Raw genomic sequence first — 25,019 nt, forward strand, 5'->3', positions numbered from 1 at the left:
GGCTCAGGCCAGGGCGAAAGAAGCAATGGACGCCGCCACGAGCGCCGCTGCCACGCCGATCGGCAGCCAGTTCACACTCCTGGCCACCACCGCCGAGTCGGTGAGGTCGACGTCGAGGGAACCGCTGTCGATGAATTTCTCCCACCGGCTGCGGACAAGGAACGCGGCGTAGCCGGAGTCGGTGTGCGTGAGGTCGCCCGGGCGCACGGAACGCCCCGGCCCGTAACTGTTTCCCGGAAGGTTGGCCAGATGCTCGGGCTTTCCGGCGTGGGTGCCCCAGACTCCGGGGGCGGGCGCGGCCCAGGCCGTGTAGGAGCCGCGGGGCGTGACGAGCTTCAGCGCGAACTTGGTATCGACGTGCACCAGCGCGGCCCACGGCACCGAGACGGTGGTCAGCGGGTTCCGCAGGGTCACGGCGTCCGGATCCACCTCGACGGATGGGTACCAGAACAGCCACCACGCCGCGAAGGCGAAGACGGCGAGCGGCCAGCCCGCCAGCAGTCCGGAGACCCCCTCCGACACCACCACGGACACCAGGCCCACCGCGGTCAGCGCGAAGGCCACCGCCGTGAAGGCCTTGCTGGTGCGCGGTCGGAACACTGTGGTGACGGGACCGCCCGTGGCGCTGCTCATCGCTCTATGATTCCAGCATTTTCCTCTGGTGGGTCAACCGGAGATTCCACGGCGGATATACCACTCCCGGGTGCCGGGCGGAAGGACAGCGCATCATGACAAGCGACGTTATTGGCAGTCCCGATGGAAACGACCCACGGGACCCGCGCGGGCCGGTGCTGGAGGTGCGCAACCTCAGCGTCGACTTCGGCGTCGACAAGAAATGGGTGCCGGCCGCGATCGACCTGAACTACTACGTCAACGCAGGCGAGGTCCTGGCAATCGTGGGCGAGTCCGGTTCGGGAAAAAGCGCAAGCTCTATGTCCCTCCTCGGACTGCTGCCCTCGAACAGCCGGGTCACCGGCGAGGTGCTGCTCAACGGCAAGTCGGTCCTCACCATGTCGCCGGCGCAGCTGCGCGAGGTGCGCGGGAGCGAGGTGGCCGTGATCTTCCAGGAGCCGATGACGGCACTCAACCCCGTGTACACCGTGGGCTTCCAGATCGTCGAAACCCTCCGCCTCCACAACGAGATGTCCCCGGACGCGGCGAAGCAGCGGGCCCTGGCCCTGCTGGACATGGTCGAGCTTCCCGACCCGGACAAGGCGTTCCGGTCCTACCCGCACCAGCTCTCCGGCGGGCAGCGCCAGCGTGCCATGATTGCCCAGTCCCTCTCCTGCGATCCGAAGCTGCTGATCGCCGACGAGCCCACGACGGCGCTCGACGTGACGGTGCAGGCGGAAATCCTCGACCTGATGCGTAATCTGCGCACCAAACTGGACAGCGCCATTGTCCTTATCACCCACGACATGGGCGTCGTGGCCGACCTTGCCGACCGCATCGCGGTCATGCGCAAGGGCGAGATTGTCGAGACGGGGACAGCTGATCAGATCTTCGGCAGCCCGCAGCACGAGTACACGCAGGCACTGCTGGCGGCGGTGCCGCACCTCGGCCAGGGGGCAGGGCAGGACGACGTCGACATCACGGCGGCACTGGCCGCCGCGACCCACTCGGAGCTGGTCGGCGTCGACCACGAAGAACTGGAACGGCGCGAGCGGGAGGTCCTGGCCGGCCTTCACGAGGAGTCGGCACCCCAGGCGGACCCGGTCCTCGAACTCAAGAACGTCGCGATCGAATACCCCAAGCAGGGCAGGGTGCCTGCGTTCCGTGCCGTGGAGGGGGCGAACCTCGTTGTTTATCCCGGCCAGGTCATCGGCCTGGTGGGGGAGTCGGGCTCGGGCAAGACCACCATCGGCCGGGCGGCGGTCGGCCTGCTTCCGGTGGCCGAGGGGACGCTATCCGTCGTGGGGACCGATATCTCCGGCTTCCGGCCCGCCTCCAAGGAGCTGGCCGCGGTCCGCCGCCACGTCGGCATGGTCTTCCAGGACCCGTCGTCGTCCTTGAACCCGCGGCTGCCGATCGGCGAGAGCATCGGCGAACCGATGTACCTGGCCGGCGAGGCCAAGGGTGCGGAACTGCAGAAACGCATCGAGGCACTCCTCGACCAGGTCGAGCTGCCGCGGAGCTACCGTAACCGCTACCCGCATGAGCTCTCCGGCGGGCAGAAGCAGCGGGTCGGCATCGCGCGGGCGCTCTCGCTGCGCCCGAAGCTCATGGTCGCTGACGAGCCGACCTCGGCCCTGGATGTCTCGGTCCAGGCCCGGGTGCTCGAACTGTTCCAGAACCTGCAGCGCGAACTCGGCTTCGCCTGCCTGTTTGTCACCCATGACCTCGCGGTGGTCGACGTCCTCGCGGACCACATCTGCGTGATGCAGCGCGGCCGGATCGTGGAACAGGGGACCCGCGATCAGATCCTGCGCAGCCCCCAAAATCCCTACACCCAGCGGCTGCTTGCCGCCGTCCCCCTTCCGGACCCGCAGAAGCAGCGCGAGCGGCGCGAACTGCGCGCCCAGCTGCTGGCAGCGGAGTAGGCAAACCGACCGCTCGGCGGTGCTCCGCCGTCAGCCGGCGGAGTGCCGTCCCGGCTGTGGCGGCGGATACACCGTTGTACCGAAAAGCCGCTGCGGGCCGATCGAGGCGTGGGCGTTACCAAATCGTGACTTTCTCGGCCGCTGTCCCCCTCACCTGCGGCAGCGCCCGTTCACCGCCCGTTTCCTGAGTATTCGCTGAAAGTTTTCGCCCGCTGCCGCCGTGCCCGCGTTTCTTGGGGCAAACCCGTGGGGCATATGATTTCCCGGTGTGAGTTGGCTCATGCGTACCATTCGAGTCCAACAGCCCCGGCCGTAACAGCGCCGGGGGAAACCTAACAACTAGGAGGCGGAATGCGTTTCACGCGCAATTCCAGAATTCTCAGCGTGGCAGCGGTTGCTGTCTTCGCGCTGAGCGCATGCGGCGGCGGCGGCGGAAGCACCGACGAAGCAGCTACCAGCGGCAACACCGATGCCGTCATCGTGGTCGACGGCTCTGAACCCCAGAACCCGCTGATCCCGACCAGCACCAACGAAGTCGGCGGCGGAGCAGTCCTCGACCTCATCTTTGCCGGGCTCGTCAGCTACGACGCCGATGGCAAGGTGCAGAACGAGGTCGCCGAGTCCATCGAGACCGAGGATGCCCAGAACTACACGATCACCCTGAAGGAGGGCATGACCTTTACCAATGGCGATCCGGTCACGGCCAGCTCCTTCGTTGACGCGTGGAACTACGGCGCCGCAGCAAAGAACGCCCAGCTGAGCAGCTACTTCTTCGAGAGCATCGAAGGATACGCGGAGGCCAGCGCCGAAGGCTCCACCGTCACTGAGATGAGCGGCCTGAAGGTTGTCGACGATAAGACCTTCACCGTCGCCCTGTCGCAGCCCGAATCGGACTGGCCCCAGCGCCTCGGCTACAGCGCGTTCTACCCGCTGCCCGCCGACGCCCTGAAGGACCCCAAGGCGTTCGGCGAGAACCCGGTCGGCAACGGCCCGTACAAGTTCGCCGCCGAAGGTGCCTGGAAGCACAACGAACAGATCGAGCTCGTGCCGAACGAGGATTACGAAGGTCCGCAGGAGCCCAAGAACGGCGGCATCACCTTCAAGATCTACCAGAACGACACGACGGCCTACCAGGACCTGATCTCGGACAACCTGGATGTGCTGAAGACCATTCCGACGTCGGACATCAAGAACTTCAAGAACGATCTTGGTGAGCGCTCGATCGAGTCCCCGTACGCCGGCAACCAGACCATCGCCGTCCCGTACTACCTGAAGAACTGGGACGGCGAGGCAGGCAAGCTGCGCCGCCAGGCCCTGTCGATGGCCATCAACCGTGACGAGATCACCGAGGTGATCTTCAACGGCGGCCGCGAGCCCGCCAAGGAATTCACCGCTCCGGTCCTCCCCGGCTTCGAGGAAGACCTGCCCGGCAGCGAAAACCTTGAGTACAACCCGGAAAAGGCCAAGGAACTGTGGGCCGAGGCCGAGAAGCTTGAGCCTTACGACGCCTCCGAGCCCCTGACCATCGGTTACAACGCCGACAAGGGCGATCACAAGACCTGGGTTGAGGCTCTGGTGAACAGCGTCAAGAACACCCTGGGTATCGAGATCACCGGCAAGCCGTACGCCACCTTCAAGGAAGCCCGCACCGAGGCGACCGAGCAGACGCTCACCGGCGCCATCCGGTCGGGCTGGCAGGCCGACTACCCCTCGCTGTACAACTTCCTCGGACCGATCTACGCCACCGGCGCCGGATCCAACGACTCCGTGTACACCAATGAGGAGTTCGACAAGGCCCTGAAGGAAGGGCTTGCTGCGGAGTCCGTCGAAGAGGGCAACAAGGCAATGAACGAGGCACAGGAGACCCTCCTCGAGGACCTTCCGGCCATCCCGCTGTGGTACCAGGTCGCCCAGGGCGGCTGGAGCAACAACGTGGACAATGTTGAATTCGGCTGGAACGGCGTACCTCTGTACCACGCCATCACCGGCAAGTAATCCGACACGGAATGGGGGCCTGCCTCTGGCGGGCCCCCATTTTCCGTGATCCAACGAAAAGGTTCCAACCCAAAATGAGCAACCCCCAAGAGCGTTCCGTCCGAACGCCTGACGCGCCGGGAGGTGCGCACTAATGACCTGGTATGTTTCCCGGCGCTTCCTGCAGCTGATTCCGGTCTTCCTCGGAGCTACGCTCCTCGTCTATTTCCTGGTCTTCAGCCTTCCCGGTGACGCAACCGCGGCCATCTGTGGTGAGCGCGGATGTACCCCCGCCGTCGTCACCGCGCTGCGCGAGCAGTACAACCTGGACGAGCCGTTCTGGATCCAGTACCTGCTCTACCTCAAGGGCGTCCTGACCTTCGATCTGGGCACCAACTTCTCCGGCCGCCCCATCGCCGTCATCATCGCCGAGGTCTTCCCGACCACCGCCAAGCTCGCCGTCATGGCCCTCATCTTCGAGGCCATCTTCGGCATCGTTTTCGGCCTCATCGCGGGCCTGCGCAAGGGCAAGCTGTTCGACTCCACCGTCCTGGTGCTCTCCCTCGTCGTCATCGCCGTGCCGATCTTCGTCCTCGGCTTCCTGATGCAGTTCCTGATCGGCGTCAAGCTTGGGTGGACCAACCCGACCGTCAGCGGCGACGCCACCGTCTCCGAGCTGATCCTGCCGGCCGTCGTGCTGGGCCTCGTGTCCTTCGCCTACGTGCTGCGCCTGACGCGCACCAGCATCCTTGAGAACGTCAAGGCCGACTACGTCCGCACCGCCACCGCCAAGGGGCTCAGCCGCAAGCGTGTGGTCGTCGTGCACATCCTGCGCAACTCGATGATCCCCGTTGTCACCTTCCTGGGCGCCGACCTCGGGACCCTCATGGGTGGGGCCATCGTCACCGAAGGAATCTTCAACGTCAACGGTGTCGGCCTCACGCTGTACCGCGCCGTCCTGAACGGGGACGGGCCGACTGTCGTTTCGATCGTCACCTTCCTGATCCTCATCTTCTGCCTCGCGAACCTGCTGGTGGACCTCCTGTACGCGTGGCTTGACCCAAGGATTCGATATGCCTGAGCTTGAGAACAACCTGAAGACGGCGGGAAGGGTGAAGACCTCCGCCTACCCGATCGAGCACTATGTCGCCGATATTGAGGAAACCCCTGTCCGGGCGACCGACAGTGCCACCGCCGAGGGCGCTCCCTCGAGCCTGTGGCGTGAGGCCTGGCGCAGCCTGCGCCGGCAGCCGCTGTTCCTGATCAGCGCGGTCCTCATCCTGGCGATCCTCGTCGTGGCGCTGTTCCCCGGACTGTTCACGAACGAGCCGCCGAACTCGAATTGCCTGCTGGCCAACTCCGACGGCGGCCCCGCACCGGGGCACCCGCTCGGCTTCACCCAGCAGGGCTGCGACATCCTCTCGCGCGTCGTGCACGGCACCCAGTCCTCCCTCACCGTTGGGCTGTTCGCCACTCTCGGCGTGCTGGTCATCGGCGGCCTGATCGGCGCCCTCGCCGGATTCTTCGGCGGCTGGGTCGACGCGATCCTGGCCCGCGTCGGCGACATCTTCTTCGCCCTGCCGCTGATCCTCGGCGCCATCGTCGTCGTGCAGCTTCCCTTCTTCCAGCAGAACCGCAACGTCTGGACGCTCGTGGTGATCCTGGTTTCCTTCGGGTGGCCGCAGATCGCGCGCATCACCCGCGCCGCAGTCATCGAGGTCCGCAACGCGGACTTCGTCATGGCGGCCCGCTCCCTGGGCGTTTCCCCGATGTCGGCGCTGGTCAAGCACGTCATCCCCAACGCCCTGGCCCCGGTCATCGTCATTGCGACCATCTCCCTGGGCACGTTCATCGTGGCCGAGTCCACCCTGTCCTTCCTGGGCATCGGGCTGCCGCCGGACGTCATGTCCTGGGGCAATGACATCTTCTCCGCGAAGTCGTCACTGAGGTCCAACCCCAGTGCCATCTTCTGGCCGGGCCTGGCCCTGTCCTTGACCGTTCTGAGCTTCATCATGCTGGGCGATGCCCTGCGTGACGCTCTCGATCCGAAGGCGCGCAAGCGATGAGCTCAACTCTTGGAAACGACGGCATCACCGAGGTCCGGACCGCACCGTCCGAGGTGCGGCCCCTGCTCGAACTGAGGGACCTTGCGATCACGTTCGACACCGCGAACGGGGAGGTCCCGGCGGTGCGCAACGCGCACCTGACCGTGATGCCCGGCGAGACCGTGGCCATCGTGGGAGAGTCCGGTTCCGGCAAGTCCACCACGGCCCTCGCCGCGATCGGGCTGCTGCCCGGCAACGGCAGGGTCTCGGGCGGATCGATTCTTTTCGACGGCGAGGACATCACCAACGCCAGCGAAAAGCGCATCGTCGAACTCCGCGGCTCCTCGATCGGCATGGTCCCCCAGGACCCGATGTCGAACCTGAACCCGGTCTGGAAGATCGGTTTCCAGGTCAAGGAGACCCTGCGGGCCAACGGCCTGCCGTACTCCACGCAGGATGTGGCGAAGGTACTGTCCGAAGCCGGCCTTCCCGACGCTGAGTCGCGCGCCAACCAGTACCCGCACGAATTCTCCGGCGGCATGCGCCAGCGCGCGCTCATCGCCATCGGGCTCTCGTGCCGGCCGCGCCTGCTGATCGCCGACGAGCCCACGTCAGCCCTGGACGTGACGGTGCAGCGCCAGATCCTCGATCATCTCGACCGGATGACCGATGAACTGGGCACTGCGGTGCTGCTGATCACCCACGACCTCGGCCTCGCAGCCGAGCGCGCGCACAAAGTCATCGTCATGTACAAGGGCCAGGTCGTCGAGGCCGGTCCCGCTCTTGAGCTGCTGACCAACCCGCGCCATCCGTACACCCAGAAGCTGGTTGCCTCGGCACCCTCGATCGCCTCCCGGCGCATCGAATCGGCCAAGAAGCTCGGCGTTGCAACGGACGACGTGCTCGCGCCGTCGGCCGAGAAGGCCGACTCCAAGGACAAGGTGATCGAGGTCAAGGACCTCACCAAGGTCTTCAAGATCCGCGGCAGCTGGGGCAAGTCGACCGACTTCACGGCGGTCGACAATGTGTCGTTCTCGATCGCCCGCGGCACCACCACCGCGGTGGTGGGGGAGTCCGGCTCCGGCAAGTCAACGGTCGCCCGCATGGTGCTGGGCCTGGAGACGGCGACGGCGGGGGACATCCGGTTCGACGGGGTGGACATCACCACCCTGGGCCGGAAGGAACTGTTCAACTTCCGCCGCCGGGTTCAGCCGATCTTCCAGGACCCCTACGGTTCGCTCGACCCGATGTACAACATCTACCGCACCATCGAGGAACCCCTTCGGGTGCACGGGATCGGCAACGCCAAGAGCCGCGAGAAGAAGGTGCGCGAGCTCCTCGACCAGGTGGCACTGCCGTCCTCGATGATGCAGCGCTTCCCCAATGAGCTCTCGGGCGGGCAGCGCCAGCGCGTGGCCATCGCCCGGGCCCTGGCCCTCGATCCCGAGGTCGTCATCTGCGACGAGGCCGTCTCGGCGCTCGACGTGCTGGTGCAGGCGCAGATCCTGAATCTGCTCGCCGACCTTCAGGCCGAGCTGGGCCTGAGCTACCTCTTCATCACCCACGACCTCGCGGTCGTGCGGCAGATCGCGGACCACGTGGCCGTGATGGAGAAGGGCAAGCTGGTTGAGCAGGGCTCCACCGACGAGGTCTTCGACAGCCCGAAGACCGCCTACACCCAGTCGCTGCTCGCGGCGATCCCGGGTGCTGGCCTGGTGCTTCCCCCGGAAGCAGCGTGACGGTGCTGATCTGACGGCGCTTCGCTCAGGGCCGAAACGACGCCGGTGCTCCCCGAATGCGGGGCAGCGCCGGCGTCGTTCGTCGTTGGAGGGCCCCCGCGGAGGCCCGCGCATTAGGTCTGGTTTTGTCAAACCCGTAGACTTGACGCAGGGCGCGCATTGCTGCCGCCGACATTTCCCCGCTTTAGATACTGAATTGAGTCATTAAGCATGTCTGAAACCACAGGCAACACCGCTGTCCGCAGCGATCTCCGCAACGTAGCCATCGTGGCCCACGTTGACCACGGAAAAACCACGCTGGTCGATGCCATGCTGAAGCAGACCAACTCCTTCGCCGCCCACGGCGACGTCGCCGACCGCGTCATGGACTCCGGCGACCTCGAGCGCGAAAAGGGGATCACCATCCTCGCGAAGAACACCACAGTGTTCTACGACGGCCCGTCCGCCAAGGGCGAGACGATCACCATCAACGTCATCGACACCCCCGGCCACGCCGACTTCGGCGGCGAGGTCGAGCGCGGCCTCTCAATGGTCGACGGCGTCGTCCTGCTCGTCGACGCGTCCGAGGGCCCGCTGCCCCAGACCCGCTTCGTGCTGCGCAAGGCCCTCGCGGCCAAGCTCCCCGTGATCCTGCTGGTCAACAAGACCGACCGCCCCGACTCCCGCATCGAGGAGGTCGTCAGCGAGTCGATGGACCTGCTGCTGGGCCTGGCCTCCGACCTCGCCGACGAGGTCCCCGACCTCGACCTCGACTCGATCCTCAACGTGCCCGTCGTCTACGCCGCTGCGCGCGCCGGAGCCGCCTCGCTCGAGCAGCCCGCCGACGGCACCACCCCCTCGAACGACAACCTGGAGCCGCTGTTCCAGACGATCATCGAGCACATCCCCGCCCCCCGGTACAACCCGGACGGCGTCCTCCAGGCTCACGTCACCAACCTTGACGCCTCGCCCTTCCTGGGCCGCCTCGCCCTGCTGCGCATCTTCAACGGAACCCTCCGCAAGGGCCAGCAGGTCGCCTGGGCCCGCCAGAACGGCGAGCTGAAGACCGTCAAGATCACCGAGCTCCTGGCCACCAAGGCGCTGGACCGCGTGCCGACCGACTCCGCAGGACCCGGCGAGATCGTCGCCGTCGCCGGCATCGAGGGCATCACCATCGGCGAGACCCTCACCGATGTCGACAACCCGCAGCCGCTGCCGCTGATCACCGTCGACGACCCCGCCATCTCCGTGACCATCGGTATCAACACCTCGCCGCTGGCCGGCAAGGTCAAGGGCGCCAAGGTCACCGCCCGCCAGGTCAAGGACCGCCTCGACAAGGAGCTCATCGGCAACGTGTCCCTGCGTGTCCTGCCCACCGCGCGCCCCGACGCGTGGGAGGTCCAGGGCCGCGGCGAGCTCGCCCTGGCCATCCTGGTCGAGCAGATGCGCCGCGAGGGCTTCGAGCTCACCGTCGGCAAGCCGCAGGTTGTCACCAAGACCATTGACGGCAAGATCCACGAGCCGATGGAGCACATGACCATCGACGTGCCCGAGGAATACCTCGGCGGCGTCACCCAGCTCATGGCCGCCCGCAAGGGGCGCATGACCAACATGGCCAACCACGGCACCGGCTGGGTCCGGATGGAATTCATCGTTCCGGCCCGCGGCCTCATCGGCTTCCGCACCCGCTTCCTGACCGACACCCGCGGTGCCGGCATCGCGGCGTCGATCTCCGAGGGCTACGAGCCCTGGGCCGGCGACATCGAGTACCGCACCAACGGTTCGATGATCGCCGACCGCGCCGGCGTCGTTACCCCCTTCGCCATGATCAACCTGCAGGAGCGCGGCTCGTTCTTCGTGCAGCCCACCTCCGAGGTCTACGAGGGCATGATCGTCGGCGAGAACTCCCGCGCCGACGACATGGAGGTCAACATCACTAAGGAGAAGAAGCTCACCAACATGCGTGCGGCTTCCTCGGACACCTTCGAGAACCTCACCCCGCCGCGCAACCTCACCCTTGAGGAGTCCCTCGAGTTCGCCCGCGAGGACGAGTGCGTCGAGGTGACCCCCGAGGCCATCCGCATCCGCAAGGTGATCCTCGATGCCAACGAGCGCATGCGTGCCTCCCGCTCGCGTGCCCGCGCCTAGGTAAGGGTCCTTCCGGATCATGCCCTACGACGTCGACGCCGGTCCTTCCGTTCCGCGGAGGGGCCGGCGTCCGGCGTTTAACCCCGCCGGACCCTCCGGCCCGGCGCCGGCGCGGTGGCGGGCAGTGGCCGGCGCGCTGCTTGGGGGGATGCTGGCGGCGCTGCTCGGGACCGCGCTCCACGCGCAGGTGCTGAGGGTCGGTGAGCTGGCGCTGCCCTTGGGGGCGGCCGCCGCCCTGGTCCTGGCCGGAAGCGTCATCACCTGGTGCGGGCTGTGGGCCCGAAGCATCCTCATCGCAGCGCTCAGCGGCGGAACGGCGTATCTACTCGTCGCGCTGGTCTCACTGAGTGCTGAAACCCTGATCCTGACCGGGATCGAGGGACCGGGCCCGAAACCGGCCGCTGTCCTGGCGGGGAACATCTGGATGTTCGGACTGGCGGCGGCCACTATCGCCGGGATCGCGGCGTGCGGCGCGGCGCTGCGCGGGCACCGCCCCGGTGGAAGCGGTCCGACCGGGAACTAGTCCGCTGCGCGGTCCAGGTGGTGGGCGAGCAGGATCGAGGTCGCCGTACCGTCGGGATCGGCTCCGCGGGCGGCGTACTCTTCGAAGATCTCACGCAGGCGGCCCATCATCTCCGCCCGGTTCTCCGGGTTCAGGCGGATTCCGAGCCGCCACACATCGATCTCCGACGGGGCAAGTCCCTCGATCTCCTGGAGGAAGGTCTCAACCAGCACCGGCGCCGCATTGGGCAGCTGGGTCCCCCAGGACAAGCCCGTCGCCCGGTACGGGATCTCACGTGCGCCCCGGTTGCCGGTCCGGGGTTCCTCGGCGCGCAGGAATCCCGTGGCCAGGAGCGTGCGCACATGGTGCAGCGCGGTGGCCGGGTTCACCTTGAGGATGCCCGCGATCTCCTTATTCGTCCGGGCCTTGTGCAGGCAGAGGCGCAGGATCCGCAGGCGGAGGGGCGAACTCAGGGCGCGGGCCCGCGCCTGAATATCCTCGTCAGTGTGCATGAGGGAAATCATACGGTAGCGCGGGCCAGCCATTGGTGAATACCAATGCGGCCCCTCTTCCCCTCTACATCTCGATCAGATCACAGGGCATCCGCGGGATGCCGTTGCCCTAGCAATCAGCACCATCGTCTGGTTCACTGGCCGCATTGCCGTCCACGGTGGACTGCATCAGAGGGGGAACCGAAGTGAATCTCACAAACATTATGGCCGGAGGCGCGCTGGCAGCAGTTGTACTCGTAGGTGCGTCAACGAGTGCGCTGGCCGCGCCGGAACCGGTGGATTTCGTTCCATTCGATCAGGCGACCGTCGTCGACCCCGCCGCCGTCGTTTTCGCTGATGGCGGCCTGCTGAGCGCTGATGGAACGAATCTCTGCGCTACGAAACCAGAAAGCATCGTCTTTCCCAACGGGACCTACCCTTGTTTCATCGGTTGGGAAGCCACCCCAGGTGCGAGATATCCGATCAACTCGCCGAGCTTGGTTCCCTTTGACCAGGCCACCATGGTCGACCCGAATGCTGTAACCATCGTTCCGGGCGGTGTGATCACAGCGGAGGGGATCGATCTGTGCGCGGAGAATCCCGGAAGTATTGTTTTCCCCGATGGCCGTTACCCCTGCTTCATCAACTACGTCCAGAGATTCGGCATTTTCCCGGGCCCGCAGATCGAGCAGGTACCGGTGGGAGGCGCCGATACCGGGGTGCCGGCCAGCGGCGGCACGGACCCGGCCACCGGTCGCGGCGTGGGCGTGCTGGGTGCGGGCGTGCTCGGGGCCGGCGCGGTGGTTGGCCTGCTTGCCCGCCGCCGCCATCGCGGACAGGCCTGACCGGCGCCCGCGCCCGCAATCTTCACCTAATCCAGGGCCGCCGTGGGATGGTCAGCGCGGACGGGCTGCCCTCCGGGGAGGCGCAGGCGGAACAGGTTTCGCGGCGGTGACGTCGCTCAGGGGCACGACGGCGTCGCCGCGCCGGGTGCGGACGGTGCACGAATAGTCGTCGAGCGCGATCAGATCACCCAGGGCGTCGGTCAGCTGCGCGCCGATCCGGTACCGGACAACCACCCGGGTTCCCTGCGGGAGGGACTGGAGCAGGCGGGCCGGAGCTGTCATTCCTTCAGCGTATCCGGACCGGCCGGCTCCGGGGGCCGCAGCAGGGGAGGCGAACAAGGAGGAGCGGGGAGCCGCAGGTGAAGGAGCGCAGGCGGCGGGCACTCCGGGGGAGCGGTCCGCCTGCCGGAGCCGGGCACTCCCGGTCGCCCCGGACTGGGTAAGCTGGAGGGAGCACCAAGGGTGTGCCCGCAGTAAACAGTCTCGAGGAAAGGCGTGGGAAGTGACCTACGTAATCGCGCAGCCATGCGTGGATGTCAAGGACAAGGCCTGCATTGAAGAATGCCCGGTGGACTGTATTTACGAAGGTGAACGCTCCCTCTACATCCACCCGGACGAGTGCGTCGACTGCGGCGCGTGCGAGCCGGTGTGCCCGGTCGAGGCCATCTACTACGAGGACGACACCCCGGAGCAGTGGGCCGAGTACTACAAGGCCAATGTCGAGTTCTTCGACGACCTCGGTTCCCCGGGCGGTGCCGCCAAGGTCGGGAACACCGGCACGGACCACCCGATCATCGCCGCGCTCCCTCCGCAGAACCAGCCCGCATGACCGCTGGGGGGCAGACGCGCGCCTTTGGGCTGAGCCTTCCCGACTACCCGTGGGAGGCCCTGGCCCCCTATATCCAGACGGCGTCGACGCATCCCGGAGGTGTGGTTAACCTCTCCATCGGCACCCCGGTCGATCCGACGCCCGAGCTGATCCGCACCGCCCTCGCCGGTGCTGCGGATGCCCCGGGATACCCCACCACCCACGGAACGGCGGCGCTGCGGGAGGCGATCAGCGCCTGGTTCAAACGGCGGCGCGGTGTTCCCGGCCTGGACCCGGCTGACATTATGCCGACCGTCGGTTCGAAGGAGCTCGTCGCGTGGCTGCCGACCCTGCTTGGGCTGGGCCCGGGCGACGTCGTCGTGCGGCCTACGGTGGCGTACCCGACCTATGACGTCGGGGCGCTGCTCGCCGGAGCCACGCCTGTGGCCGCGGATTCGCTCGCCGCTCTGCCTGCGGAGGTCCGCCGCCGGGTCCGGCTGGTCTGGGTGAACAGCCCGGGCAATCCCACCGGATCGGTGCTGCCCGTCGAGGGGCTGAAGGACATTGTCGACGACGCCCGCTCCCTGGGCGCCGTCACCGCCTCCGATGAGTGCTACGCCGAGCTTGGCTGGGGCGACTGGGACAGCGCCCGGGGCGGGCAGCCCGTGCCGAGCGTCCTTGACCCGCGTGTCTCCGGGGGCAGCAATGACCTGCTGCTCGCCGTGTACTCGCTGTCCAAGCAGTCGAACCTCGCCGGTTACCGGGCGGCCTTCGTGGCCGGTGACGGCAAGATTTTGGCCAACCTCATCAACTCGCGCAAGCACGCCGGCATGATCGTCCCGTTCCCGGTGCAGGAGGCGATGCGGACCGCACTGGCCGACGACGCGCACGTCCAGCAGCAGAAGGACCTCTACCGCTCCCGCCGGGCCCGGCTCCTGCCGGCGCTCGAATCCTTCGGCTTCACAGTGTCCGGCTCAGAGGCAGGCCTGTACCTGTGGGCCAGCGACGGAACAGACACCTGGGAGGCGCTCACCCGGTTCGCCGAGCGGGGTATCGTCGTCGGCCCGGGCACCTTCTACGGGGAGGCGGGCCATGGATTCGTGCGGGTGGCGCTCACCGGCACGGACGAGCGGATCGACGCCGCCGTGGAAAGGCTCCACGGCGCATTGTAAAGCCGGCCCCTGTTGCCACCGTCACACCACGCGATGGAGGATTAGTGCAGAGGGCGGTCATACCGGTACCGTTTCAGACTGAATAAGCCAACGCGGTGTGGATTTTTCCCTCCTTCGTTGTGATGGTTCCACCCCAGCTCCTGAAGGAGAGTCAATGACCGAGCAGAACGGTGCCTCGCTGCACTTCAACGGCAGTGAACTCAGCCTGCCCACGATGGCTGCGGCTGAGGGCAACCACGGCTTCGACATTTCGAAGCTGCTGAAGCAGACCGGGCACGTCACCTTCGACCCGGGCTTCATGAACACCGCCGCGACCGCGTCGGCGATCACCTACATCGACGGCGATGCAGGCATCCTGCGCTACCGCGGATACCCGATCGAGCAGCTGGCCGAGAACTCGAGCTTCCTCGAAGTCTCCTACCTGCTGATCTACGGCAACCTGCCCACCCCGGAGGAGCTCTCGGCGTTCGACGGCCGGATCCGCCGCCACACGCTGCTGCACGAGGAGCTCAAGGGCTTCTTCGGCGGCTTCCCCCGCGACGCCCACCCCATGCCGGTGCTCTCCTCGGCCGTGTCGGCGCTCTCGACCTTCTACCAGGACTCGCTTGACCCGTTCGACGACGAGCAGGTGGAGCTCTCGACCTTCCGCCTGATGGCGAAGCTCCCGGTGATCGCCGCCTACGCCCACAAGAAGTCAATCGGCCAGCCCATGCTGTACCCGGACAACTCGATGAACCTCGTCGAGAACTTCCTGCGCCTGTCCTTCGGGCTGCCGGCCGAGCCGTACGACGTCGATCCGATGGTGGCCAAGGCCCTCGACCTTCTCCTGATCCTGCACGCGGACCACGAGCAGAACTGCTCGACCTCCACGGTGCGCCTGGTGGGAAGCTCCAACGCCAACATGTTCGCTTCGGTGTCCGCCGGGATCAACGCCCTGTTCGGTCCGCTGCACGGCGGCGCGAACGAGGCCGTGCTGAATATGCTCCGCGACATCAAGGCCAAGGGCATGCAGCCCGAGGACTTTATGGAGAAGGTCAAGAACAAGGAAGACGGTGTGAAGCTCATGGGCTTCGGGCACCGCGTCTACAAGAACTACGACCCCCGCGCGAAGATCGTCAAGGCCACCGCCCACGATATCCTCTCCAAGCTCGGCGGCAACGACGAGCTGCTCGATATCGCGATGCGCCTCGAGGAGAAGGCCCTGGCGGATGACTACTTCATCGAGCGCAAGCTCTATCCGAACGTGGACTTCTACACCGGCCTGATCTACAAGGCGATGGGCTTCCCGGAGAAGATGTTCACTGTGCTCTTCGCCATCGGACGCCTCCCGGGCTGGATCGCCCAGTGGCGCGAAATGATGCAGGACCCGCAGACGAAGATCGGCCGGCCCCGCCAGCTGTACACGGGCTCCCCGGAGCGCAACTACCCCGTGCGCTAGCCGCGCGGCCGGCACGGCCGGACCGTTTATAACGAAGGCGGCCACCCACCTGTCGGTGGGTGGCCGCCTTCGTCGGTTCCCGAGTCGGTCCAGAAAAGGCTGGTCAGCCGTTGTAACCCTGAGGGTTGTTCTTCTGCCAGCGCCAGTGGTCCTCGCACATGGTGTCGAGGTTCCGGTGCGCCGACCAGCCGAGGTCGGCCATCGCGGCCGACGGGTCCGCGTAGCTCACCGCGGCGTCTCCGGGCCGGCGCGGAGCGAACTCGTAGGGGATTTCGCGCCCCGAGGCCTTCGAGAAGGCCTCGAGCACCTCGAGGACCGAGGAGCCCTTCCCGGTGCCCAGGTTCCACCGGTACACCCCGCGGTGATCGGTCAGGTACTTCAGAGCGGCAAGGTGCCCTGCCGCGAGGTCGACGACGTGGATGTAATCGCGCACCCCGGTGCCGTCGGGCGTGGGGTAGTCGTTGCCGAACACCCGCACCTTCTCCCGCCGGCCCACCGCCACCTGCGCCACGAACGGCAGCAGGTTGTTGGGGATCCCGGTGGGGTCCTCGCCGATCTGCCCCGACTCGTGCGCGCCCACCGGGTTGAAGTAGCGGAGCAGGGCGATGTTCCAGCGGCCGTCGGCGGCGCCGAGGTCGGAGAGGATGTCTTCGATCTGCTCCTTGGTCCGCCCGTACGGGTTCACCGCGTCCAGCGGCATCTTTTCAATCAGCGGGACCTGCTCGGATGCGCCGTAGACGGTGGCCGAGGAACTGAAGACCAGCGTCCGGACGTCGTAGGAGTCCATGACCCGCAGGAGGTTCAGGGTGCCGCCCACATTGTTGTGATAGTAAGTCAGCGGCTTCTCCACCGACTCTCCGACGGCCTTCAGCCCGGCGAAGTGGATGACCGCCTCGACCGCTTCCTCCGCGAAAACCGCCCGCAGGGCCGGCTCGTCGAGCAGGTCCACTTTGTGGAACCGCAGGGGGCGCCCGGCCAGCTTCTGGACGCGCTGCAGGGACGTCTCCGTCGAGTTCGAGAGGTTGTCGATCACGACAACCTCATGGCCGGCCTCGAGCAGGGCAAGGACGGTGTGCGAGCCGATATAACCGCTTCCACCGGTAACGAGAATCTTCATGCCTCCACTCTAGTTTGCCCGCGGGCCGAAGCAGGAAAGCGGGGCACCGGGTGCACCCTCAGGCTCTGGAGCGGCGGGGAAGTCAGGTCTACTCTTGGAGCAGCACATCGGTCGAAGGAGGCCTATGACGCACCAGCCGTCCCGGCACGGCGGACGCTTCAGCGTCGATACCTCGGAGGTCCTGCTCGTTGCACTGTACCTCCGTGACTGCTCAGGACTGCGCGGGATCGGCCAGCCCTGCCTCCCGGCGGTCCGCCCCGCCGTCCGTGCATCAATGCTGGGCCGGCCGGTCGAGGAGGCCGGTGGAACCGAGACGCTGCGGGTCGAGTGGGAGGCCTGGTGGCACCGGCTGGTCAGCGGGGACCTTGCCGGGGCGTCGCTGCCGATCCCGCCCGAGTTTGACGAGCTCGACGGCATGGCGGCCCTGCAGCGGGTGGCGGAGGCGCACTTCGGTTCCGCGATCGAGTGGGCGGAGGAACGCCGTGCGGAGTACGCCCTTCACGCCGGCGCCCGGGGAGAGCGGCTCGAAGCGCTGCTGGACGTCCTCGTGCAGGAGCGCGAACTCGAGCTGGGGCGCAGCGCCCGGGGCTTCACCCTCGACGTCGTCGAGCTCCCGCTGGGCGCGCGGCGGGCGTGGTGGGTGGAGCCGGACCGGCTGCTGATGTGCCAGGACCTGGGCGAGGACGAGGGGGCCCTGCGCAGCTATGTCGAGCCGGTCATCAAGATGCTCGCCTAGGGCTAGGGCTAGGGCTAGGGCTAGGGCCAGGGGCAGGTTCAAGGCCGGGGCGCGGGTTCGAGGCGCCGGTCCGGGAGTCCTCCTCAGGAGGCCGGATCACCGGCGACGGTGATGGTGAGGTTTTCCGCGTCGGTAGGGGAGGGGCTCCACTCGCCCGACGCGCGGGTCCACACCTGGCCGGCGAAGGAGACCTCCGTGATGGACAGGGCATCGGCCGAGGCCACGGCCCAGGATGCGGTGGTCCAGCCCCCGGGCTCGGTGGCCGGAACCACCAGAGCGTTGCCGTCGGCCACACCGCCGAGGGGGCCGAAGATCCGCTCGGCGGCCGCGGCCACGGCGGCGGGATCGCCCGGGGCGGAGGCCTTGCGCAGCACGCACGTCAGGGCGGCCGGGGACTGTCCGGTCAGCGCGGAGGCGAAGGCCCGTCCCTCCGGTTCGTGGTCGGCATAGGCGGTGGGGTAGGCGCTGCGCTGGACGCGCTGGGCGGCGTCGGTGATGGGCAGCGTCTCGTAGCCCGGGATGCGCACCAGCGCGTCGTAGAACGCGCCCGCCGCATACAGGGGATCCATCACCTGCGCCTCGGTGCCCCAGCCCTGGGAGGGCCGCTGCTGGAACAGCCCTCGCGAATCGGGTCCGGCTTCGTCGCCGTAGTCGATGTTCTCGAGCCGGGACTCCTGCACTGCGGTGGCAATCGCGATCGAGGCCGCCCGCGCGGGCAGGCCGCGGACCACGGCGACCCCGGCGATCAGGGCGGCGTTCTGCGCCTGCACCGGTGTGAGGTCATAGCTGTCGGAGCCTACAGTGGCGGTGCACCGTTCGGTGCGGAGGACCTCCGGGGGCTCAAACTGAGCGGCCGCCGCCCACACGCCTCCGCCGACGACGGCGAGCAGCGCGGCGGCTCCGATCCTCCTGCGCCTGAGGACTGCCCGCGAGGGGCCGGTGGCAGGCATGCTCTGCTAGTTGGCGTGCAGGGCGGCGTTGAGGGCGATGCCCTCGCCGCGGCGGGGGCGGGCCTCGACGACGCCGGTGGTTGAGTTGCGGAGGTAGAGGATGCCCGGTTCCCCGGACAGGGCTGCGGCCTTCGTGGTGCTGCCGTCGGGCAGGGTGACCTTCGTGCCGGCCGTCAGGTAGAGCCCGGCCTCCACCACGCAGTCGTCGCCCAGCGAAATGCCCACCCCGGCCTGGGCGCCGAGCAGGCAGCGCTCGCCGATGGTGATTTTCTGGGTGCCGCCGCCGGAGAGCGTCCCCATGATCGAGGCTCCGCCGCCGATGTCGGAGCCGTTGCCGACGACAACGCCGGCGGAGATGCGTCCCTCGACCATCGAGGTGCCGAGGGTGCCTGCATTGAAGTTCACAAAGCCCTCGTGCATGACCGTCGTGCCTTCTGCAAGGTACGCTCCCAGCCGCACCCGGTCGGCGTCGGCGATGCGTACGCCTGTGGGCACCACGTAGTCGACCATGCGCGGGAACTTGTCGACGGACAGGACGCTCACCGGGCCGCGGGCCCGCAGGGCAAGGCGCACGCCCTCGAAGTCCGCGGCGGCGCAGGGCCCGTGGTTCGTCCAGACGACGTTGGCCAGGAGACCGAAGATGCCGTCGAGGTTGATGCTGTTCGGGGTGGCCAGCCGGTGCGAGAGCAGGTGCAGGCGCAGGTACGCGTCGACGGCGTCGGCGGGCGGGGCGCCGAGGTCGATCGAGGGGGAGACCAGCGCGCTCGTTGTCCGGCGCACCGGATCGGCGCCCGCCCCGGCGAGGGCCTCCAGTTCGCTCCGCAGGGCCCGGTCGGATTCCTGATCCTCGGCCTCCCCGAGCCGGGGGGCCGGGAACCACACCTCAAGCACGCTGCCGTCGGCGGCGAGGGTGGCGAGGCCGAGGCCAAAAGCGGTCCGTGCGCCGGGCGCGGGCGTGGGGGAATGATCTGCGCTCTGGGTCATGGGCAGAAGTCTACCGAGGGATAGGGTGGGAAAATGACTCAGCCCAGCCTGCGGCGCCTCGATCTCGGCGTCGATGTTGCCCAATTGACAGCAGATCTCGTTGACATCTACAGCGTCTCCGGCGAGGAGCGCGCCATCGCCGACGCGGTGGAGGAAGCCCTGCGGGGCCTTGCGCACCTCGAGGTGGTACGGGACGGCGACGCGCTGATCGCGCGCACCTCCCTGGGCCGCAGCGAGCGAGTGATCCTGGCAGGCCACCTTGATACGGTGCCCCTGCCCACCGCGGCGGGCGCGCGGGCGACGGTCCCGGGCAGGTGGGACGGCGAGGTGCTGTTCGGCCGGGGGACGACCGACATGAAGGGCGGCGTCGCGGTCCAGCTGGCGCTCGCCGCCACGCTGACGGACCCGGTCCGCGACGTCACCTATGTCTTCTACGACCACGAGGAGGTCGAGGCCTCGCTCAGCGGCCTGGGCCGGCTGGCCGAGCGCTACCCTGAGTGGCTGAGTGCCGATTTCGCCGTGCTCCTCGAACCCACCGCGGGCACCGTCGAGGGCGGATGCAACGGCACGGCCCGCTTCAATGTCACCACCACCGGCAAGGCCGCCCACTCGGCCCGCGCCTGGCGCGGGGAGAACGCCATCCACAAGGCCGCAGAGGTACTCGTGCGGCTGCGGGAGCACCAGCCGGCGACCGTGCCGGTGGACGGGCTTGACTACCGCGAGAGCCTCAACGCGGTGCTGATCAGCGGCGGCACTGCAGGCAACGTCATCCCCGACCGCACCGTCATCGAGGTGAACTACCGCTTCGCCCCGGATAAGAGCCCCGACGAGGCCGAAGAGTATGTGCGGGGGGTGCTTGAGGGGTTCGAGATCGAGCGGACCGACGCCGCCGCCGGCGCGCGGCCGGGACTGCAGCATCCGGCCGCGGCGAGCTTCGTGGCCGCTGTCGGTGCCGAGCCGAAGCCCAAGTACGGGTGGACGGACGTTGCGCGCTTCAGCGAACTGGGCATCCCCGCGGTCAACTTCGGGCCCGGCGACGCCCTGCTGGCCCACAGCGACGACGAGCACGTGTACGCCGGCGAGGTGCGCGAGTGCCTGCGCGTGCTGACCACCTGGCTCTCCCGCTGATCCGCGGCGGAACGTCAACGGCAGCGGACCGCCCGGGGCGGTGCTCCCGCTTTCGGGTTTCCCATCGGAAAGGGCCCCGGTCAGCCGAGCTGACCGGGGCCCTTTTTCCTGCGTAATCATCGTCGTCCGGGCAGAAGCCCGGTAGGACTCAGCGGGAGAGGGTGCCCTCGGGCTCCGCGGCGATCACCCCGTCCTGCTTGTCATCACGTGCCGTGCCCTTGCTGCGGAAGCTCAGCAGCGTGGAGAGCCTCGTCGCGAGGGACGACAGTGCGAAGTTGATGATGATGAAAATCACGGCGGCAATGAGGAGGGACTGCAGGAGGTTGCCCTCACCGACCCCGAGCCGTCGAGCGTTCTGCAGCAGCTCCGGGAAGCCGATGATGTAACCCAGCGCCGAATCCTTCAGGATGACGACGAACTGGCTCACCAGCGCGGGCAGCATGGCGATGAGCGCCTGGGGCACCTCGATGGTGCGCAAAGACTGCATCTGGGTCATGCCGATCGCCAGGCCCGCCTCGCGCTGGCCCTTGGGCAGGCCCTGCACCCCGGAGCGGATCAGCTCCGCGATGACCGAGCCGTTGTAGAGGGTCAGGGCGATCACGACGGCCCAGAAGGGGGCGTTCTCGACGAGGTTGGAGCGCCCGAGGGCCAGCCACAGGAAGATCATCATCAGCAGGACGGGCACGGCCCGGAAGAACTCGACGACGAGCCCGGCAAACCAGCGGATGGGCTTCACGTGGCTGAGCCGGCCGAGGCCGAAGATCAGCCCGAACAGGACCGAGGTGACGACGGCGATGGCCGCCGCCCTCAGCGTGCTCAGCAGGCCGGGCAGCAGGAAGAACTCCCAGGTGCGTCCCTCGAGGAAGGGCGTCCACTTGCCGGCCGCGAGCTGTCCCTTCCCGCCGAGCAGGAACACCACGTAGGCGAGGAGCCCTGCGATGAGCAGCGCCCCGATGATGTTGCCGATGAAGATATTGCGCCGCGATTTGGGGCCGGGGGCGTCGAAGAGGACGTTCTGGGCGCTCATCGGGCCACCGCCAATCTCCTGGAGGCCCAGGTTGTGAGGAGTCCGACCGGGATCACGAGGATCACGAAGCCGATGGCGAACGTGAAGAAGATCGGGATGACCAGGTCGCCGCGGAACTCGATCATCGTCTTCATCAGGCTCGAAGCCTCGGCCGCGACCGAGCCGGCCGCCGCCACCGTCGAGTTCTTGATCAGCGCGATCAGGACGTTGCCCAGGGGGGCGATGGCTCCCCGGAAGGCCTGCGGGAGGATGATCAGGCGGGCCGCCGGGAGGAAGCTGAGCCCGATCGCCCGGGCGGCTTCGGCCTGCCCGAGCGGGACGGTGTTGACGCCGCTGCGGATCGCCTCGCAGACGAAGGCGGCGTGGTAGACCGTGAGCCCGAGGATGGCCAGGCGGAAGAAGTTCAGGTTGAAGTCGTCCGTCAGGGACACCTGGAGCTGCCCGAAGAGACCGAGCACCCCGAAGGCGATGATGATCGTCAGGGGAGTGTTGCGGAAGATGTTGACGTACGCAGCGCCCAGCCACTGGAGGCTGGGGATCGGGGAAATTCTCATGAGCGCCAGCAGGGTGCCGAGCACCAGGGACCACACAGCGGCCCAGAAGGTCAGCTGGATGTTCACCCAGAAGGCCGCCGGGACGTTGTAGGTCTCGAAGAGCGTCAGGAAATTATCCACGGTTCACCTCATTCGTTGGGGGACATGCATTGGTGGGACGGCCGGGATCGGCCGCCCCACCAATAGAGGGAGGTGATCAGGCGCAGTCTTCCGGCTCCGGCGGGTTCAGTTCCTCGTTGTAACTGTAATCCGCACCTTCGGTGTTGGCCTCAATGGCTTCTTCCCAGGCACCTTCCTCGATCATCTTGGTGATCGCGGCGTTGATGTCCTCGCACATGTCGCTGCCCTTGGGCAGGCCGACGCCGTAGCGCTCTTCGGAGAAGGGGTTGCCGACGACCTTGAACTGGCCGGCGTTGGTTTCCTGGGCGGCCAGGCCGGCCAGGATGATGTCATCGGTGGTGACGGCGTCGATCTGGCCGCCGCCCATCACGCTGACGCACTCGGCGTAGCCGGGCTGCTCCACCAGGTTGACTCCGGGGTACTGATCCTTGATCTTCTGCGCCGACGTGGAACCGGTGACCGAGCAGAGGTTCTTGCCCTCGAGGTCCTCGGGCCCGGCGATGTCGCTGTCCACCGGCACCAGGAGGTCCTGGCCGGCAATGAAGTACGGTCCGGCGAAGTCGACCGTCTCCTTGCGCTCATCGGTGATGGAGTAGGTCGCGAAGATCATGTCGACCTGGTTGTTCGAGAGCAGGTTTTCGCGGTTGGCCGAGGGGGCCTCGACGAACTCGATCTGGTCCTCGGCGTAGCCGAGTTCCCCGGCGACGTACTTGGCGACATCGACGTCGAAGCCCGAGTACGAGCCGCCTTCGTCGAAGCCCAGGCCGGGCTGATCGTACTTGATGCCGATCTTGACGGTCTCGCCGCCGCCCTCGCCGGCACCGCCGGTTTCGCCGCCGCCGCCTCCTTCATTGCCGCCGCCACCTCCACAGGCCGAGAGGGTGAGTGCTGCTGCCGCTGCCATAGCGGCTGCATAACGGGTCTTTCGCATGATTTCTCCTTGCGTTGCGGCCCTTGTGAGGCCTTGACGATGCGGTATGGGTAAGTCGTGGAACTCTAGTGGGCGAGGATCTTGCCAAGGAAGTCCTTGGCCCGTTCGCTCTTGGGGTTGGTGAAGAACTCTTCGGGGGTTGCCTGCTCGACGATCTGCCCGTCGGCCATGAACACCACCCGGTCGGCGGCCTTCCGGGCGAAGCCCATCTCATGGGTGACGACGATCATCGTCATGCCCTCCTTGGCGAGGGAAACCATGGCGTCGAGGACCTCGTTGATCATCTCGGGGTCCAGCGCCGAGGTCGGCTCGTCGAACAGCATCACCTTGGGCTTCATCGCCAGCGCCCGGGCGATCGCCACCCGCTGCTGCTGGCCGCCGGAGAGCTGGGCGGGCAGCTTGTCGGCCTGGTTGTCGACGCCCACACGCTTGAGCAGCGACAGGGCAAGCTCCTTCGCTTCGCCGCCCTTCATGCCCTTGACCTTGACCGGCCCGAGGGTCACATTTTCAAGGATGGACTTGTGCGCGAAGAGGTTGAAGGACTGGAAGACCATTCCCACGTCGGCGCGGAGCCGTGCCAGCGCTTTGCCCTCCGCGGGCAGCACCTTGCCATCGACCTGGATCTCGCCGTCGTCGATGGTCTCCAGGCGGTTGATGGCCCGGCACAGGGTCGACTTTCCGGAACCGGACGGGCCGATCACGACGACGACCTCGCCGCGGGCAACCTCAAGGTCGATGTCCTTGAGGACGTGCAGGGGACCGTAGTGCTTGTTGACCTTCTTCAGAGAGACGAGAGGGTGCGCAGAAGACGCGGACGTGGACGGCTGCGGTTCGCTTGTCATGCAGAAGAATCTAGCGAACGAATGCCCTCTGGCAATACAAGCGCGCCCAAAAGGAGGAATTGTGATTCAAGAGCAACCAAAGCCCGAACGGCGGGCCGGGCGGTTAGCCTAGGAGGATGCCTCACCTGAACCGCGACTCCGACGCCGACGCCAGCACCCCCTCCCGCCAGGTGCCTTCACGGGCTCCCGGGGGAGAGCCCCGACGACGCGGCTCGGTCGAACTGCGCCGGGGGCAGGCGGCCGAGCCGCAGTCGGACAGCTTCCTCCTGGACGCCGAGGAAGAGCCGATGTTCACCAAGACCGATCCGTGGCGGGTGCTGCGGATCCAGAGCGAATTCGTCGAAGGTTTCGGCACCCTCTCCGAACTCGGCCCCGCGATCAGCGTCTTCGGGTCGGCGCGGACGCCGCGGGACTCCCGGTTCTACGCCGTGGGCGAGGAGGTGGGCCGGCGGCTCGTCGGTGCCGGCTACGCGGTGATCACCGGTGGGGGCCCGGGCGCTATGGAGGCCGCGAACAAGGGCGCCTGCGAGGCCGGCGGCATGTCGGTCGGGCTGGGGATCGAGCTTCCCTTCGAACAGGGAATGAACGAGTGGGTCGACCTCGGCATCAACTTCCGGTACTTCTTCGCCCGCAAGACGATGTTCGTGAAGTACGCGCGGGGGTTCGTGGTGCTGCCCGGCGGTTTCGGCACCCTCGATGAGCTCTTCGAGGCCATGACCCTCGTGCAGACCCGCAAGGTCACCTCGTTCCCCATCGTGCTGATCGGCATCGACTACTGGACCCCGCTGTGGGACTGGGTGAAGAACACCCTGCTCGCCGAGGGCATGATCGCCGAAGCGGACCTGGGCCTGGTGCACCTCGTCGACACCGCCGAGGAAGCCGTCAATTTCGTCATTGCCGACACCAAGACCCACACCGCGCCGTAAGGCCGGGCGAGAACCGCTGCCGG

At 67.2% G+C, this 25,019-nt stretch carries 24 protein-coding genes; 14 read left to right on the plus strand and 10 right to left on the minus strand.

The window, feature by feature from the left end; genetic code table 11:
* Positions 1 to 3: 3 nt before the first annotated feature.
* The gene (locus tag GVV86_RS08430) at positions 4 to 633 is read right to left on the minus strand and encodes a PH domain-containing protein (protein ID WP_159802511.1); all 630 of its coding nucleotides are present in this window, start codon (positions 631 to 633) and stop codon (positions 4 to 6) included.
* A 95-nt stretch (positions 634 to 728) separates the two neighbouring features.
* On the opposite strand from GVV86_RS08430, the gene GVV86_RS08435 reads away from it, so the two are divergent.
* From GVV86_RS08435 to GVV86_RS08465, 7 genes are all read left to right on the plus strand, one after another.
* Positions 729 to 2,540 carry an ABC transporter ATP-binding protein gene (locus GVV86_RS08435; protein WP_159802512.1) on the plus strand — a complete coding sequence of 604 codons (1,812 nt, stop codon included), beginning with the start codon at positions 729 to 731 and terminating at the stop codon, positions 2,538 to 2,540.
* Positions 2,541 to 2,891: 351 nt separating this feature from the next.
* A complete protein-coding gene (locus tag GVV86_RS08440; RefSeq protein ID WP_159617938.1) occupies positions 2,892 to 4,535 on the plus strand; it encodes a peptide ABC transporter substrate-binding protein in 1,644 nt (547 codons plus the stop codon).
* Positions 4,536 to 4,668: 133 nt separating this feature from the next.
* Entirely contained in the window at positions 4,669 to 5,595 is a 927-nt protein-coding gene (locus GVV86_RS08445; RefSeq protein ID WP_120164991.1) for an ABC transporter permease, read from the plus strand.
* A complete protein-coding gene (locus tag GVV86_RS08450) occupies positions 5,588 to 6,580 on the plus strand; it encodes an ABC transporter permease (RefSeq protein ID WP_159617939.1) in 993 nt (330 codons plus the stop codon). Before GVV86_RS08445 ends, GVV86_RS08450 begins: the two co-directional genes overlap by 8 nt.
* Positions 6,577 to 8,298 carry an ABC transporter ATP-binding protein gene (locus GVV86_RS08455; RefSeq protein WP_159802513.1) on the plus strand — a complete coding sequence of 574 codons (1,722 nt, stop codon included), beginning with the start codon at positions 6,577 to 6,579 and terminating at the stop codon, positions 8,296 to 8,298. The genes GVV86_RS08450 and GVV86_RS08455 overlap by 4 nt, the downstream gene beginning before the upstream one ends.
* Positions 8,299 to 8,508: 210 nt before the next feature.
* Positions 8,509 to 10,425 carry a translational GTPase TypA gene (gene typA, locus GVV86_RS08460; RefSeq protein ID WP_159617941.1) on the plus strand — a complete coding sequence of 639 codons (1,917 nt, stop codon included), beginning with the start codon at positions 8,509 to 8,511 and terminating at the stop codon, positions 10,423 to 10,425.
* Between the two features lie 19 nt (positions 10,426 to 10,444).
* Positions 10,445 to 10,948: a hypothetical protein gene (locus GVV86_RS08465; RefSeq protein ID WP_159802514.1), complete on the plus strand. Its 504-nt coding sequence runs from the start codon at positions 10,445 to 10,447 to the stop codon at positions 10,946 to 10,948.
* On the opposite strand, the gene GVV86_RS08470 is transcribed toward GVV86_RS08465, so the two are convergent.
* Complete coding sequence (locus GVV86_RS08470; RefSeq protein WP_159617943.1) at positions 10,945 to 11,439, minus strand: helix-turn-helix domain-containing protein; 495 nt, start codon at positions 11,437 to 11,439, stop codon at positions 10,945 to 10,947. The genes GVV86_RS08465 and GVV86_RS08470 overlap by 4 nt on opposite strands.
* 275 nt (positions 11,440 to 11,714) lie before the next feature.
* Between GVV86_RS08470 and GVV86_RS08475 the strand changes: the two genes are divergently transcribed.
* Complete coding sequence (locus GVV86_RS08475; RefSeq protein WP_159802515.1) at positions 11,715 to 12,263, plus strand: hypothetical protein; 549 nt, start codon at positions 11,715 to 11,717, stop codon at positions 12,261 to 12,263.
* 51 nt (positions 12,264 to 12,314) lie between these two features.
* Here GVV86_RS08475 and GVV86_RS08480 read toward each other — a convergent pair whose 3' ends face one another.
* Positions 12,315 to 12,545 (minus strand): putative acetyltransferase, encoded by a 231-nt coding sequence (locus GVV86_RS08480; protein WP_159617945.1) that lies wholly within the window; start codon positions 12,543 to 12,545, stop codon positions 12,315 to 12,317.
* Positions 12,546 to 12,765: 220 nt separating this feature from the next.
* Here GVV86_RS08480 and fdxA point away from each other — a divergent pair, with 220 nt between their 5' ends.
* From fdxA to GVV86_RS08495, 3 genes are all read left to right on the plus strand, one after another.
* Complete coding sequence (gene fdxA, locus GVV86_RS08485; RefSeq protein WP_159617946.1) at positions 12,766 to 13,092, plus strand: ferredoxin; 327 nt, start codon at positions 12,766 to 12,768, stop codon at positions 13,090 to 13,092.
* Entirely contained in the window at positions 13,089 to 14,243 is a 1,155-nt protein-coding gene (gene dapC, locus GVV86_RS08490; RefSeq protein WP_159802516.1) for a succinyldiaminopimelate transaminase, read from the plus strand. The genes fdxA and dapC overlap by 4 nt, the downstream gene beginning before the upstream one ends.
* A gap of 154 nt (positions 14,244 to 14,397) precedes the next feature.
* The gene (locus GVV86_RS08495) at positions 14,398 to 15,681 is read left to right on the plus strand and encodes a citrate synthase (protein WP_159802517.1); all 1,284 of its coding nucleotides are present in this window, start codon (positions 14,398 to 14,400) and stop codon (positions 15,679 to 15,681) included.
* A gap of 103 nt (positions 15,682 to 15,784) precedes the next feature.
* Here GVV86_RS08495 and galE read toward each other — a convergent pair whose 3' ends face one another.
* The gene (gene galE / locus GVV86_RS08500; protein WP_159802518.1) at positions 15,785 to 16,798 is read right to left on the minus strand and encodes a UDP-glucose 4-epimerase GalE; all 1,014 of its coding nucleotides are present in this window, start codon (positions 16,796 to 16,798) and stop codon (positions 15,785 to 15,787) included.
* Between the two features lie 124 nt (positions 16,799 to 16,922).
* Between galE and GVV86_RS08505 the strand changes: the two genes are divergently transcribed.
* Positions 16,923 to 17,534 (plus strand): hypothetical protein, encoded by a 612-nt coding sequence (locus GVV86_RS08505; RefSeq protein ID WP_159802519.1) that lies wholly within the window; start codon positions 16,923 to 16,925, stop codon positions 17,532 to 17,534.
* 83 nt (positions 17,535 to 17,617) lie between these two features.
* Here the strand turns inward: GVV86_RS08505 and GVV86_RS08510 are convergent, their stop codons facing one another.
* Both GVV86_RS08510 and dapD read right to left on the minus strand, forming a co-directional pair.
* On the minus strand, positions 17,618 to 18,484 hold the full coding sequence (locus GVV86_RS08510; RefSeq protein ID WP_201291406.1) for a hypothetical protein: 867 nt from the start codon (positions 18,482 to 18,484) through the stop codon (positions 17,618 to 17,620).
* 6 nt (positions 18,485 to 18,490) lie between these two features.
* Positions 18,491 to 19,468: a 2,3,4,5-tetrahydropyridine-2,6-dicarboxylate N-succinyltransferase gene (gene dapD, locus GVV86_RS08515; RefSeq protein ID WP_159617952.1), complete on the minus strand. Its 978-nt coding sequence runs from the start codon at positions 19,466 to 19,468 to the stop codon at positions 18,491 to 18,493.
* A 33-nt stretch (positions 19,469 to 19,501) separates the two neighbouring features.
* Here dapD and dapE point away from each other — a divergent pair, with 33 nt between their 5' ends.
* Positions 19,502 to 20,596: a succinyl-diaminopimelate desuccinylase gene (gene dapE / locus GVV86_RS08520; RefSeq protein ID WP_159617953.1), complete on the plus strand. Its 1,095-nt coding sequence runs from the start codon at positions 19,502 to 19,504 to the stop codon at positions 20,594 to 20,596.
* 148 nt (positions 20,597 to 20,744) lie between these two features.
* On the opposite strand, the gene GVV86_RS08525 is transcribed toward dapE, so the two are convergent.
* The 4 genes from GVV86_RS08525 to GVV86_RS08540 all read right to left on the minus strand — a co-directional run bounded on the left by GVV86_RS08525 (position 20,745) and on the right by GVV86_RS08540 (position 24,070).
* The gene (locus GVV86_RS08525; protein WP_159617954.1) at positions 20,745 to 21,623 is read right to left on the minus strand and encodes an amino acid ABC transporter permease; all 879 of its coding nucleotides are present in this window, start codon (positions 21,621 to 21,623) and stop codon (positions 20,745 to 20,747) included.
* Positions 21,620 to 22,297: an amino acid ABC transporter permease gene (locus GVV86_RS08530; protein ID WP_159617955.1), complete on the minus strand. Its 678-nt coding sequence runs from the start codon at positions 22,295 to 22,297 to the stop codon at positions 21,620 to 21,622. The genes GVV86_RS08525 and GVV86_RS08530 overlap by 4 nt, the downstream gene beginning before the upstream one ends.
* Before the next feature lie 76 nt (positions 22,298 to 22,373).
* Positions 22,374 to 23,228, minus strand: coding sequence for a glutamate ABC transporter substrate-binding protein (locus tag GVV86_RS08535; protein WP_159617956.1), 855 nt, complete (start codon positions 23,226 to 23,228; stop codon positions 22,374 to 22,376).
* A 65-nt stretch (positions 23,229 to 23,293) separates the two neighbouring features.
* Complete coding sequence (locus GVV86_RS08540) at positions 23,294 to 24,070, minus strand: amino acid ABC transporter ATP-binding protein (protein ID WP_159617957.1); 777 nt, start codon at positions 24,068 to 24,070, stop codon at positions 23,294 to 23,296.
* 116 nt (positions 24,071 to 24,186) lie between these two features.
* Between GVV86_RS08540 and GVV86_RS08545 the strand changes: the two genes are divergently transcribed.
* Entirely contained in the window at positions 24,187 to 24,996 is an 810-nt protein-coding gene (locus GVV86_RS08545) for an LOG family protein (protein WP_159617958.1), read from the plus strand.
* The last annotated feature ends 23 nt before the right edge of the window (positions 24,997 to 25,019 follow it).

The organism is Arthrobacter zhaoguopingii, assembly GCF_009828595.1.
Lineage (GTDB): Bacteria > Actinomycetota > Actinomycetes > Actinomycetales > Micrococcaceae > Arthrobacter_D > Arthrobacter_D zhaoguopingii.